The following is a 13,603-nucleotide window of genomic DNA, read 5'->3' as shown; positions in this document are numbered from 1 at the left end:
GCTGCCATACCCTAACAACCTGAAGACTCAGGCGAGTTTCTTCAGGTTATTTGGGTATATAGGGGCATATGGTTAAATCTATTCAATCTTTACAACGTGGACTCCATGTTTTAGACCTGATTAAAAGCCGCTCAGCAGTCACATTGACTGACTTACATCACGATTCGGGTTTAAGTAAAGCGACATTGCTACGTATTTTGCAAACCCTACAGGAGTCTGGTTGGGTGACCCGCGACCCGAAAGGATTTGGCTACTCCATCGCCTCGACCCGAAAGCTTGGCCATCAAACGTCAACGCTAGAGGATGATGTTATCAGTCCGGTGATGGCATCGTTACATAAAGCCTTAAGTTGGCCTTCTGATATTGCCGTTAGAGATGGCCTCTCAATGAAAATTATAGAGTCAACCCGATCGTCTGCTCCCTTTGTTCTCAATCGCGATGCAGTAGGTTATCGACCCGCTTTTCTGTATTCCGCTGTAGGGCGCACCTATCTGGCTTTTTGCTCAGAAAGTGAGAGAGACGACATTGTCAACGGACTAAAAAACAAAGGTGGAAAAGAGGGACGCCTTGTCAGCGATAAGCAATGGTTCAATAAAACAATGCGTGACACTGTCACTAATGGTTATGGACAACGCGAACCGGGATATTGGGGAGTGGCTTCTACGGAAGGGCGGAAAATAGAGGCTATTGCGGTGCCTGTCATTCAGAAAGGAAAAGTGATTGCCTGCCTCAGTGCGGCGTGGCCTGAAAACAGCGTGAGCCTCGACGAAATCAGAAACAGTATCGTACCGAACTTAATGGATGCAGCACGTAGCCTGAGTGAAAAGCTGAAATCGCCTATTTAGCCTGTCAGAGAAAAATCAGCGCCTCTTCCTCACAATCTGATTATTTGGTTTTTCGTCCGGAAACTGAATTTATATTGCGAATGATGCCAATATGAACGGGTCATTTCTGCTTCCCACTGCGCAGAGTCAGTGTGTGACTATGTCCACTGTATTAGCAGCCCTATGGCAGCTTTTCCGGCATCGGCGATCCTTTCAGGTCTATGGATTAAAAGCAGCTTAAAACCTAACAACATCGGAAAATGCCGCGATCGCTAACAAAAGAAAACCCCGCTTAAAAAAGCGGGGTTAGTCATTAATCTTAAAGCACACGAGGATGCTTTTTACCTCTGGGTGAATCAGTCCGCTAATTCCACCAGCTTGGTTGAGCCACCGTGGTGTTTCTCACGCAGTTTCTGGATGAGTGCGAAGAAGCCAGGGATCAGGAAGGTACCGGCCAGCAGCACACAGAGCAGGCCACCCGTCAGCGAGATACCCAGTGAGTTCTGGCTGATATGACCCGCACCGCTTGCGAAAATCAGCGGCAGAATACCGAGAATGAATGACCAGGATGTCATGTTCACCGCGCGGAAGCGCAGCTTGCCACCCATCACGGCTGCCTGTTCAATCGGCAGTTCATTCTGTTCGCGTTCATTCTTACCGAATTCCACAATCAGGATGGCGTTCTTCGCTGCCAATGCAATCAACAGAACCAGACCAATCTGTGCGTACAGGTTGAGCGGTGTGCCTGTCATTGCAAGCGCAAGGAAGGAACCCAGCGTTGCCACCGGCACCACGAGAATGATCGCCAGCGGAATACTCCAGCTCTCATACTGTGCCACCATGAACAGATAGATAAAGATCAGTGCCAGTGCGAACGCATAGATAGCCAGATTACCTGCTTGTTTTTCTTGGTAAGCCATGCCTGTCCACTCGTATTGGTAGCCCTGTGGCAGCATCTCAGCGGCAACACGCTCCATCGCAGCAATCGCATCACCAGACGAGTAACCCGGTGCCGGCGAGCCCTGAATCACGGCTGATCGGTACATGTTGTAACGCCACGCAACATCTGGTTCGAACACCTGCTCAACATCAATCAGGGTGCTGAGTGGGATCATCTGGCCCGACGTTGAACGCACGTGGAAGCGACCCATGGAATCCAGATCGTTTCGGTAATCACCGTCCGCCTGAATCGTCACACGATAGTTCTTACCGAACAGGCTAAAATCGTTCACGTACATACCAGCCAGGTTGCCCTGCAATGTGGTGAAGATTTCTGAAAGCGGAATGCCCAGTTGCTTCGCTTTCTCACGATCAATGTCGATGTAAAAGTGCGGTACGTTTGCGCGGAACGTACTGAAGGTGCGCGCGATTTCCGGCTGCTCGTTGGCTTTCTGCATCAGTTGCTGCATCACCATCGCCAGATCGCCACGGCTACGGCCTAGGGTATCTTCAAGTACAAACTCGAAGCCTGAAGCAGGACCCATACCCGGCACCGCTGGAGGACCCATCGCAAAGATGATCGCCTCTGGCAACTGCATTGCCGCCTTCATGTTAATGCGGTTGATGATGTCGAACGAGGAATGCTCGCCATCCAACGCCTGACGCGTTTCCCAGTCTTTCAGCTTCACGAACATCGACGCACCGTTAGATGCCGCCGCGCCAGTCAGGAACGCATAACCGTTCGCAACGGTCGCGCCATCTACGCCCGGCTCAGACGTCACGATTTCACCCAGCTTACGGGTCACTTCTTCGGTACGAGACAGAGAAGCGGCATCTGGCAGCTGAATGTTTATCAGCATTACACCCTTGTCTTCCTGAGGAACGAAACCGGTCGAGGTGGTTTTCGCGAAGTAACCTGCAGCAGTAACCGCCACCACAAACATCACACCCAGCACCGCGGTTTTGCGAACAAGGAAGCCTGCCGCTGCGCCGTATTTGTTCGTTACTTTCTCAAGGCCATTGTTGAATGCCTTGAACCAGCGCGCGTGGTTGTCGCCACCCTGACGCAGCACCAGCGAACACATGGCCGGAGACAAGGTCAGTGCGTTGATGGACGATATCAGTACCGAGATACAGATGGTCAGCGCGAACTGTCGGTACATGATACCTGTGATACCCGGCAGCATCGCAACCGGCAGGAACACCGCCAGCAGTACCAGTGTCGAGGTGATGATTGGACCCGTTACCTCTTTCATCGCAAGCAGGGTTGCCTGACGCGGGGTAAGGGATGGGTCTTTCGCCATGTTGGTATCAACGTTTTCGATCACCAGAATGGCGTCATCCACCACGATACCGATAGCGAGGATAAGACCAAACAAGGTCACGGTGTTGATGGTAAAGCCTGCTGCCAACATGACGGCAAAAGTACCAATCAGGGAAACCGGAATCGCCACAACTGGGATCAGCGTTGAGCGGAAGCTACCGAGGAACAGGTAGGTCACGGCGATAACCAGAAGCACCGCTTCCACCAGCGTTTTCACTACGCCTTTGATGGACTCAGCGACAAACAGTGTGGTGTCATAACTGGTTTCGTAGGTCATGCCTTCCGGGAAGTTCTGCGAAAGCTGTTCCAGACGCTCCATCACCAAACCACCACTTTCCAGCGCGTTGGCGTCAGATTGCAGGTTCAGGATAACGATAGACGCCGGTTGGTCGCGGAACTGACCGTTACCGGTATAGAACTTCTTACCCAATGAGACTTCTGCTATGTCTTTCAGGTAAACCATTGAACCGTCTGAGTTTGCACGGACAACCACGTCTTCAAACTCTTCCACTGAGCCTAGACGGCCTTTGGTCACGAGTTTGAATGTCATTTCCTGTGCGTTGTTGAACGGTGGCGCACCAATGTCACCAGCCGCAACCTGCACGTTCTGCTCAGAAAGCACCGAACGCACATCAGAGGTCGTGATACCGAGATTCGCCATCTTCTCTGGGTTCAGCCAAACACGCATCGCGTATTCACCACCACCCAGTACACTAACTTCACTGATGCCTTTAACACGGGCGATCTGGTCTTTAATGTTCAGGTTGATGTAGTTCACCAGGAACTGATCGTCATACTTGCCTTCCGGCGAGTAGAAGTTAAGTACCATCAGAAGGTCTGGGGAACGTTTCTTGACCGTCACACCGACTTGACGTACTTCCGGTGGTAGCTTGGATTCAATCTGCGCCACGCGGTTCTGCACGTTCACCTGCGCCATGTCAGGGTCAGTGCCGATATCAAACGTCACATTCAGGTTATAGGAACCATCGTTCGCACTCTTGGAAGACATGTAGATCATGTTTTCCACGCCGTTGACCGAGGTTTCTATCGGGTCGGCGACGGCCTGTTCAACGACTTCTGCACTCGCACCGGAATACACCGCGGTCACGCTCACCGAAGGCGGGCTAATACGCGGATATTCCGCCACTGGCAGGTTAAGCAATGCGATTGCACCTGCGAGCGTCAGAATAATCGAAATGACCAGCGCAAACTTAGGGCGCTGGATAAAAAAGCGACTCAACATATTCGGTTACGCCCCTTGCGCTTCAAGGCGAACAGTCATGCCATTACGCACGCGTTGCAGACCTTTGGTCAGCACTTGCTCACCATCGTTCAGACCACCATGAATAATCACACCTTGCTCGGTTTGAGGACCCAACTCGACATTACGACGTTCAACGATGTTCCCCTCTTTCAACACCATGACGAAATCGCCTTCAAGATCGGTTTGTACTGACAGACGTGGGATCACCAACGTCGGCGTGGTGTTCTTGTCTTTCACAATCACTTCTACGTACTGACCTGGTAAAAGGCGGTGCTCTGGGTTGGGGAATTTGGCACGAAGCGCGATAGTACCGGTTTGGGTATCGATACGGTTGCCAAGGTAGTCAAGATGGCCAGCGTGTTCATAGTCGAAGCCTTTACCTAGCTTCAGCCATACTTCCACATCGCCACTGCGGCCTTTGCCAAGGCCTGACATACGGTCAGCACCGGATTGCAGGCGGTCTTTTTCACTCATTGAGAATGAAGCCTGCATTGGGTCAAGGCTGACGATAGTGGTCAATACGCCGGTTGAAGGTGACACCAAATCACCAATACTCGCTCGGCTTTCACTGATACGGCCGGTAAATGGCGCGCGAATAGTCGTGTGAGAAAGGTCAGTTTCTGCAGCTTGAAGCTGTGCTTCGGCCGATTTTAGTGCGGCTTCTGCCTGCAATTTCACAGCGGTCAGACGGTCAAATTCAGACTGGCTGATACCGCCACGAGGCAGCAAATCCTGTCCACGGTTGTGGTCGAGGTTAGCATTGGTTACGCCTGCTTTTGCCTGAGCGACGGAGGCTTTTGCACTGGCGACTTTCGCTTCATAAAGAGAGGGATCGATTTGGTAAAGAAGCTGACCAGTGTTCACCATTTCGCCTTCATTGAAGTAGCGCGATTTCAGGTAGCCTGAAACCTGAGGAACAATGCCAACATCTTCCATCGCTTCAGTACGACCGACAAAACTTTTCTGAGGCTGGTAATCAATCAACTCAGCTGATTCAACAGCAACCAGTGGGGTGAACGCATTCTTCTGCTGCGCTTCCTGTCCGCCACAACCGGCCAGAAACGTTGCGCCAATCAGCGCAGGAAGTAACAACTTCCGTTTAATCATTTTTTTCTCCTTCCCTCAACCAAAGGTCAACAGACCCTAAATAAGCCGAGCAAAAATAATGGGTATGATGCGATAGCACCGGGTAGGCATAGCTCGACGGGACTTGATTATTTTGTGTGGAAAGGACTGGGTGTTATGTGTACAACTGCCCGTAAATTTGCCACTTTTTGCCGCTCAGCGGCCATGCCGCTTTGATTATGCCAGTGGTTTCTTACTGGAACCTGTACGAGCCCTATAAACATCGACTCAGAGCAAAGATTTAGCGAAGAGAAGCAACAGATAGGAAACAAAAAAAGGCCAACAACACAACAATTGTTGACCTCTTGTTCAGGAAGAGAAAATTAGCGTAATGATGCCATTGCTTCTGCTAATTTCACATCGAGTGACTCATTCCTTAGCTTGCCCGCTTCTACATCGAAATTATCATAAAACGAAGGCACAGAAAGTGTCGCTTTGACATCACCATTGAAGTGAGGAATCGAGGTGGTTGCAGTGGCCAACACATTCTTCGCACCTCCTGGGCCCGGTGAGGTTGAAAGCAGCACCATTTTCTTACCTTGAAACACCTTTTGATTGATGCGCGACGTCCAATCAAAAAGGTTCTTGTATGCCGCTGAATAAGAACCATTGTGCTCAGCAAAGGACACAACGACCGCATCCGCTTCACCGATTTTAGCAAAGAGTTGTTGAGCTTTGTCTGGGCTTCCAAGCTCTTGCTCAACATCCACGCTAAAAAGTGGCATTTCGTAATCGTTCAGATCCAACACTTCGGTTTCAGCGTCTGCCAGCAAGCTTACTGCATAGGTCACCAGTCTTTTGTTGATCGACGTTTTGCTGTTGGACGCTGCGAAAGCAAGCACTTTCATAACCTTCTCCTTGTAGAAACAAATACTGACTAATTTAGCCATTTCTTATACTTCTACTCTCCAAGTCTCAGCAAACAAAGTCAATGGCAGAGTGCAAAGTTGCGATTAGGACTTTTATCATTTAATTCAATAACTTGAATTAATAAATGAGACAAATCGAGACACTAGGCTCTTAAATAAGACAAAACTTAACTACACTTCTGATTAGCAAATCAATTATTACACGTAGGTCTTAAGCGACCAAATTTGTTGTTAGTTAAACGCCAAGGTAGTTGTGATGAAAGCAGTCAAAGCGCTTTTGAGAGGTATTTTAGTTCTCGCTCTTTTCGCCCCAAACGCTGGCTGGGCCAAGCCTATTGCTGGCTCTCATCTCAAAGTCTTTATTCCCAGTCTTCCCTACATTTATATCTCCCACTCTATAAATGCCGCCTTGCTCAAGCCCGCAAATAACAAAAAAGGTTGGGAATATGATATGGCGGTAGCGCACCGGAAAATTGATGAAACAATTTATGAATTCGATCTTCGACAGGGCGTTAAGTTTCAGGACGGAAGCCCGTTTAATGCTGACGCCGTATTAATGAATATGGAGTATTTTAAGAAAGCACCTTTCCTTTTCACTAAAATAGACACGGTTTTCGACCGCGCAGAAAAAGTGGACGATTACACGGTACGTTTTCATTTAACTGAAAAGTATGGCCAATTCCTGAATGACGCCATTTGGATTCAGTTCTATACCCAACCTTATCTTGAAAAATATGGTTGGAATGGTAAACCAACCTGTCCCAACCTTGCTGAGCCTGGCCCATATGGCCTGGGGCCTTATATTCTAAAGGAAGGCTACATTGAAGGGGATAGGCAAACACCTAAAGCCGTGCTGGTTGCCAACCCCAGTTACTGGAACCCTGAGTATCCGAAAATTGAAACGGTGACGGTTTATACAGAACTCGACAGTAAAGTGGCTCTGGAAATGGCGGCCGACAAAGAAGGCCAATTGGACATAATGCCCATTCCGGTATCGGAAAAGGACCTCATCAGCAACTCGCGCTACTCCAAACTGGTCACCGCACCTTCAACTGACAATATTGCGATTCACATGAACCTTCGAAACGGTAATGAGCGTCTTATGGATCAAGATGTTCGCATTGCATTGAACAAAGCTATCGACCAACGCAGATTGCTGAACAAATACTATCGGGGTGAAGGCCAAATCAAACCAACCCTCGCTGCCCCACTCTATCCTGGTGTCGATAAAGTCGTGAAAAACCTTAAAGCGTACTCCGAAGTGCAAGATCCAAAATCCATACGTGATGAGCTGAAAGCCAAACTCAAAGGCTTGGAGCTCAATGTCTACACCCAAGATCGCTTTATGTATATATGGAAAGGTATTGACCGCGACTTGCGCAAAGTTGGCGTAAAGCTGAACTTCAACATCACCTCAAGTGAAAAGGATGTGTTCAGCCAACTGCTCGCCACCAATGCCAGAAAGAATACTAAAGAGTGGGATTTACTGGTGTGGGGTGATGACGATTGGTATTACAACCACCCTTGGTCTGCATTCCTTGTCTACCGCACTCACAACTACTGGAGCACCATCTTCCCCGACAGCAAACTGGACAGCTATATCGAGGAGATGTTTAGGGAGTCCGTAGGCACACCTGAGTTTGACAAGGTGGCAGAAAAAATCATGCAACACGTTTATAACAGTGGGTACATGCTGTTTGTACCCACTCCCAACAAAGTGTTAGCGGTGAACAAGGAAGTGACATACACCCCTTACCGAATGGCCAACATGCCTCTTTGGGAAATTGAGGTTTCGCCATCTCACTGGTCGGTTCGCTAGAACGGAAACCCGTCAGTTGAATAATCGCAATAGTTGAGAAGCTTCTTCAAGGAAGCTTCCCGATCGACAATAAAAGGGTATCAGATGTTCGGAAAGCTAAAGATAAAACTCTTGCTCATATTCCTGTTTATTGGCGTTTTACCCATCCTCATTGTAGGTTATCTTGCGTTGGTAAAATCCAGCGATGCCCTTCATAAACAGGCGTTTGCCCAGCTAGTCAGTATGCGGGAAGTTAAGAAGACCCAAATTGAGTCTTACCTTGATCGGGCAATGAAAGACATCCGCATTCTTGCTGGCAGTGAAGACACCAAGCAAATTCAGAAGCAACTTTCCTTCTACGCCGCTGATGAAGAAATTCAGGCAGATGATGAGTTCCTTACCGACACCTACGAATACCAAGAGATATGGCAAACTAGAGGCAAAACCCTCAATGATTTTGTGAAAGTCTATGGCTATTCTGATGTTTACATCATCCAGGCAGACACTGGCCATGTTATTTTCTCCGCCCGCAGGGATAAAGACCTCGGTACAAATCTTTCTTCTGGAGAGTACAAAAACAGCCCACTTGCCACACTTTACCGCCAAGTGGTTAGCACTAATGCCACTGCGATGCAGGACTATGAACGTTATGAAGTGAAAAGTAACCGACCTGCAGCTTTCATTGGTAGTCCGATTACTGATTTAAGTGGTCAAACGCTTGCTGTTGCAGTGCTTCAGCTTTCCATCGATGAAATCAACGAAATCATGCTACAACGCACTGGTATGGGCGAAACCGGTGAAACTTACCTTGTTGGACCTGATTTTCTGATGCGCTCTGATTCCTATCTGGCAGACCAAAGCCACTCTGTCATCGCCTCTTTTGCTGACCCGATAAAGGGCAGCATTGTAACAGAAGTGACAAGAAAAACCCTCGCAGGTGAAAGCAATTACGAAGTGGCAAAGGATTATAGAGGCATTCCGGTGCTAACAGCGTACACACCCATTAAGTTCGGGAGCACAACGTGGGCACTGTTGGCTGAAATTGATCGCGCTGAAGCATTCGGTGAAGTCGATGCTCTCAAGGGACTCATTGGTCTCAGCTTATTGCTGGGCATTGCAATTCTCTCCACTATTGCTCTGTTGGTCACACGTTCATTGACAAATCCGATACTGGAAATGACTCAGAGTCTTGAAAATGTTGCGCTGACGGGCGACTTTTCTGCTCGGGTCAACGTCACCAGCCGCGACGAGATCGGTCAATCCGCTGTCGCTTTTAATACTTTGATGGACAGCACTCAAAATGCAATCGAAGACATCAAGAAAGTCATGGAAGGACTAGCTGAAGGTGATTTTAGTAACAGAATCCAATCAGACCTGAAAGGAGATCTTCTGGTGATTAAGCAAGCGACGAATACTTCGCTTGAAAACGTAGAAGAGTCCGAACGGGTAAAAGCAAAAATGGAATACGAAGCGAAGATGAAGGCGGAAGAAAATGCCCGCGTGAGGCAAGCGCTCGATAACGTTTCAACCAATACGATGATTGCTGACCGCAATTACGACATCATTTATATGAACCGGGCAGCAACCAAAATGCTGACCGATACGAAAGAAGATTTCAGGGCCGAAATTCCCGAGTTCAACCCCGATAGCGTTATGGGTCATAACATCGATCTCTTCCATAAAGACCCTTCCCACCAGCGCCGTCTTTTAGACCAATTGGAAGACCTATATCGAACAGAACTTATTGTGGGAAGTCGAAGCATGGCGATTTCCGCCACACCTATCATCGACGATAATGGCGATCGCATCGGCACCGTTATTGAATGGAAAGACAGAACCGCTGAAGTCGCTATCGAGCGGGAAATCGACGAAATGGTCGATGCGGCATCACGAGGCGATTTTTCTATTCAGTTATCGCTAGACGGGAAGCACGGTTTTCACCAAAATCTGGCCAAAGGCCTTAACGGTTTAACTACCAATATAGATACTGCTCTTGCAGACATGCAACGCATTCTTGGTGCCATGGCACGCGGGGATCTCACAAAACGTATCGACAAGGATTATCACGGTCGTTTTGCGCAACTCAAGATAGACGCGAATTCTACCATTGAACGTTTAACCCAGGTCATAGGTAACATTCGACAAGCGTCCGTGACGATTTCAAATTCCTCCAATGAAATCGCTTCTGGCAACCGCGACTTGAGCCAGCGCACTGACGATCAAGCCACGTCCTTACAAGAAACCGCCGTTAGTATGGACAGCATGACCGACACGGTAAAACAAAGTGCTGAAAATGCGATTACCGCAAACAAACTGAGTGATGAAGCCGTTGATAGAGCGCGCCAAGGTGGTCATGTAGTGATGAAAACCATCACAGCCATGGATCAGATAAGCGGCGCCAGCAACAAGATTTCTGACATTATCGGCGTGATAGATGAAATCGCCTTCCAGACCAATCTTCTCGCATTGAATGCCGCTGTAGAAGCCGCTCGTGCCGGTGATCAAGGGCGTGGCTTTGCGGTTGTGGCAGGAGAAGTCCGAAGTCTGGCGCAACGCTCTGCCGAAGCGGCGAAACAAATCAAAGACCTGATCCGTGACACCAATAAGAAAGTCGAAGACGGCGCAGTCTTGGTCAGTGAGTCTGGCAACACCCTGCAAGAAATTCTAAGCATGGTGGAAGAGGTAGGTAGCAAAATGTCGGAGATCAGTGAAGCTGCTCAGAATCAGAGTTCGGGAATCGAACAGGTGAATGTTGCGATTTCCCGCATGGATACCATGACGCAACAAAACGCTGCGCTTGTTGAACAAGCCACAACTGCTGGCGAAAGCATGCTTTCTCAGGCACAGGATATGAGCACCATGGTGGAATTCTTCACCATTGATGAAACCATCGAGCCCGTAAAAACGCCCAAGTTTAATAAGGTACGTAAGAAAGCCGTTGTGCCTAAAAAAAATAAAGAGAAGCCCAAGCCCATTGCGGACGACGAGATAGAGTGGGACGAATTCTAAAGAAGCAACGGGGGAGCGAATGCTCCCCTTCTTTTTGTTAGGCCATTGCAGGACACAACTCTGGCTGTTTCTTTTGCTGCTTCAAAATGTCATGCCACATTACTGGAATTACCACCGATGCCAGCACCACATTCGAGATAGGCATTGCGAGCCAAACGCCTTCCACACCCCAAAACTTAGGCAAGGTATATAGGAACGGGAACTGCACTAGCATGTTAGCAACAGAAATACTCAATGACTTTCCGCCTTTGCCAACAGACAAGAAGTACATGGATGCCAGAATAATTAAGCCATCCAGATACATGGCTGACAGGTGTAGCCTGATACCTAACGTTGCTTCCTGGAGTAGCGCTTCATTACCGCCGTTGAACATGCCAATGACAAAGTCCGGGAACAGGTTCAGTACAGCCAGCCAAATAAATCCAGCAGTCAGTGACACCATAGTGGCCAGTTTCGCGACCTTCGCAATCTTTGAGTAAGACTGTGCACCGTGATAGAAGCTGACTTGCGGCTGCATACCTTCCGCAATACCTTCAGCCACCACGTAATAAAGCGTCATCAGGTACCCCACAACAGCAAATGCAGCAACACTCACTGGCGTACCATATTCCGCAAACAGCCGATTATGGAAGCCTACCAGCACACCGTAATACATAAACATTACCAGCGATGAGCAGCCAAGTACCAAGCTTTGGCCCGCGTCAGACACACTGAGTTTTATCGGGTGACGGAAGATACCCAGAAATGAACGGGATGAGCAGAGGTATGCGAGTCCCATTAACACACTGACCAATTGTGCCAACACGGTTGCGACTGCAGCGCCTTTGAGCCCCCACCCCAGTAAACCAATGAAAAGATAGTCCAATACGATATTGGTCAGTGCACCCGCTACCATCATAGAGGTTGCAACAAAGGGACTATCGTCATTTCGGATGAGAAATGGCAATGCGCCCGCTATCACGGTTGCCACCGAACCTAACTTAAAGACATCTAAATAGTCATTGGCATAGCCATAAGCTAGCCCTGACGCGCCCTGCAGTTTAACCAGTACATCGCCAAACAAAAGAAGATAAAGGGACGCTAATGCACCCAGCACTATCGTTAATACTAACCCTGTAGCCATCGCGCTTCTGGCTTTGCAAGGATTATCTTCACCCCGATAGATGGAAATAAGGCTACCAGCACCCATACCTATCATCAGACCCAGACCTCCAACAATAGCAATCACAGGCCAGGCGATGTTAATCGCTTCCAGTCCTTCTGCACCAATGTAATGGCCAACAAAAATACCATCTACAAGTTGGTATAGACCGTTAACGATCATTGCTGCAATGGCAGGAATCGTAAATCGCCAGAATGTTTTGGTGATGGAATCACCTTGTTTAACTTCAGTCACGTGCATAAAAGCGAATCTATAAAGTGATAAATCGACAAAGTGGATTTTCACGCTGTTTAGCTATAGATTAAAGTTAAAATCAATCACAAAAGCGGATAGGTAAAAGCGAGAATAACCTATGCAGTGGACATTGGAACAACTCAAGGCATTTGTAGAAGCTGCCGAAACAGGCTCATTTTCCGCCGCCGCGAGGAAACTTGGTAAGGCACAATCGCGAATAAGTACCGCCATTGCGAACCTCGAAATTGATCTGGGATTTGAGCTTTTTGATCGCAGCGCCAAACTGCCTGTGCTAACAGAAGCAGGAAAAGAAATGCTGATCGATGCAAAGGCGATTTTGCAGCAATGTCAACGGATGAACTCCCGAGCTATGGCGGTGACTAGTGGAGAGCCTGTCTCATTCAATGTCGCCATGGATGAAGCGGTTCCCATCCAGACGTTTGAAATACTTTTCGAACGGCTTGCTGATGCCTTTCCTGAGCTTAAACTCACTATTCTTAACGGCTCTCAAGAAGATATAGCTACCTGGGTTAACGAAGGTCGCGCTGACATCGGATTCATCTTCCGTGTTAAACCGCTTTCTGAGTCACTGGATTGGTATGATATCGAGACAGTGAAGCAATGCCTTATCACGGGCCATGATCACCCTCTTGCTAAGCTTGAACACCTTCACGAAGATGACTTGGTTAAATATCGCCAACTCGCCATTCGAGATCGACTCGGTTATTCCCAAGAGGAGCCGCTTTCCCCACGGTATTGGCACGTTGACAGTTACTACTACATTTCAAACCTGATCACGCGAAACCTTGGCTGGGCGTTTGTCCCTGAACACATTGTCTCTCACGAATTGATGGAAGGTTCGGTCAAAGAGCTTTCGACCGCAGAGCTTTCCAGCCCTCCTCTATTAACGCTGAGCGCAATTAAACGGAAAGCCAGAGGCTGGGATAAAGTCATGATATGGATTGATAGCACCCTGAATGATTTGTTCCAAAGTCACTAAACACAAAAAAGCCCGCATTTTTCGGGCTTTCTGTTTAACGTTTACTCGTTTGAGC

General features: G+C 48.4%; 8 protein-coding genes. 4 read left to right on the top strand and 4 right to left on the bottom strand.

Translation table 11 applies throughout. The annotated features are described in order from the left end of the window. Nucleotides 1-68 precede the first annotated feature (68 nt). A complete protein-coding gene (locus GMA8713_RS15535; RefSeq protein ID WP_062711849.1) occupies nucleotides 69-845 on the top strand; it encodes a helix-turn-helix domain-containing protein in 777 nt (258 codons plus the stop codon). Nucleotides 846-1,180: 335 nt separating this feature from the next. Here the strand turns inward: GMA8713_RS15535 and GMA8713_RS15530 are convergent, their stop codons facing one another. The 3 genes from GMA8713_RS15530 to GMA8713_RS15520 all read right to left on the bottom strand — a co-directional run bounded on the left by GMA8713_RS15530 (nucleotide 1,181) and on the right by GMA8713_RS15520 (nucleotide 6,324). Beyond that, nucleotides 1,181-4,330, bottom strand: a complete 3,150-nt coding sequence (locus tag GMA8713_RS15530; RefSeq protein ID WP_062711845.1) for an efflux RND transporter permease subunit — start codon at nucleotides 4,328-4,330, stop codon at nucleotides 1,181-1,183. Between the two features lie 6 nt (nucleotides 4,331-4,336). Next, nucleotides 4,337-5,458, bottom strand: a complete 1,122-nt coding sequence (locus GMA8713_RS15525; RefSeq protein WP_062711842.1) for an efflux RND transporter periplasmic adaptor subunit — start codon at nucleotides 5,456-5,458, stop codon at nucleotides 4,337-4,339. Between the two features lie 341 nt (nucleotides 5,459-5,799). Next, on the bottom strand, nucleotides 5,800-6,324 hold the full coding sequence (locus GMA8713_RS15520; RefSeq protein ID WP_062711839.1) for an NADPH-dependent FMN reductase: 525 nt from the start codon (nucleotides 6,322-6,324) through the stop codon (nucleotides 5,800-5,802). Between the two features lie 277 nt (nucleotides 6,325-6,601). On the opposite strand from GMA8713_RS15520, the gene GMA8713_RS15515 reads away from it, so the two are divergent. Together GMA8713_RS15515 and GMA8713_RS15510 are read left to right on the top strand one after the other, a co-directional pair. Beyond that, a complete protein-coding gene (locus tag GMA8713_RS15515; protein ID WP_062711836.1) occupies nucleotides 6,602-8,164 on the top strand; it encodes an ABC transporter substrate-binding protein in 1,563 nt (520 codons plus the stop codon). A gap of 84 nt (nucleotides 8,165-8,248) precedes the next feature. Beyond that, nucleotides 8,249-11,152, top strand: coding sequence for a methyl-accepting chemotaxis protein (locus GMA8713_RS15510; RefSeq protein ID WP_062711833.1), 2,904 nt, complete (start codon nucleotides 8,249-8,251; stop codon nucleotides 11,150-11,152). Between the two features lie 37 nt (nucleotides 11,153-11,189). On the opposite strand, the gene GMA8713_RS15505 is transcribed toward GMA8713_RS15510, so the two are convergent. Continuing rightward, nucleotides 11,190-12,554, bottom strand: a complete 1,365-nt coding sequence (locus GMA8713_RS15505; protein WP_062711830.1) for an MATE family efflux transporter — start codon at nucleotides 12,552-12,554, stop codon at nucleotides 11,190-11,192. Nucleotides 12,555-12,666: 112 nt separating this feature from the next. Here GMA8713_RS15505 and GMA8713_RS15500 point away from each other — a divergent pair, with 112 nt between their 5' ends. Then, complete coding sequence (locus tag GMA8713_RS15500) at nucleotides 12,667-13,548, top strand: LysR family transcriptional regulator (protein WP_062711827.1); 882 nt, start codon at nucleotides 12,667-12,669, stop codon at nucleotides 13,546-13,548. Nucleotides 13,549-13,603 lie beyond the last annotated feature (55 nt).

It is taken from the genome of Grimontia marina, assembly GCF_900060185.1.
GTDB lineage: Bacteria > Pseudomonadota > Gammaproteobacteria > Enterobacterales > Vibrionaceae > Enterovibrio > Enterovibrio marinus.
This window is presented reverse-complemented; position numbering and strand designations above follow the sequence as displayed.

Bases quoted from the DNA above. Each gene is read 5' to 3' on its own strand.
- GMA8713_RS15520 (WP_062711839.1), bottom strand. From the start codon at position 6,324: ATGAAAGTGCTTGCTTTCGCAGCGTCCAACAGCAAAACGTCGATCAAC.
- GMA8713_RS15525 (WP_062711842.1), bottom strand. From the start codon at position 5,458: ATGATTAAACGGAAGTTGTTACTTCCTGCGCTGATTGGCGCAACGTTT.
- GMA8713_RS15500 (WP_062711827.1), top strand. From the start codon at position 12,667: ATGCAGTGGACATTGGAACAACTCAAGGCATTTGTAGAAGCTGCCGAA.
- GMA8713_RS15515 (WP_062711836.1), top strand. From the start codon at position 6,602: ATGAAAGCAGTCAAAGCGCTTTTGAGAGGTATTTTAGTTCTCGCTCTT.
- GMA8713_RS15510 (WP_062711833.1), top strand. From the start codon at position 8,249: ATGTTCGGAAAGCTAAAGATAAAACTCTTGCTCATATTCCTGTTTATT.
- GMA8713_RS15505 (WP_062711830.1), bottom strand. From the start codon at position 12,554: ATGCACGTGACTGAAGTTAAACAAGGTGATTCCATCACCAAAACATTC.
- GMA8713_RS15535 (WP_062711849.1), top strand. From the start codon at position 69: ATGGTTAAATCTATTCAATCTTTACAACGTGGACTCCATGTTTTAGAC.
- GMA8713_RS15530 (WP_062711845.1), bottom strand. From the start codon at position 4,330: ATGTTGAGTCGCTTTTTTATCCAGCGCCCTAAGTTTGCGCTGGTCATT.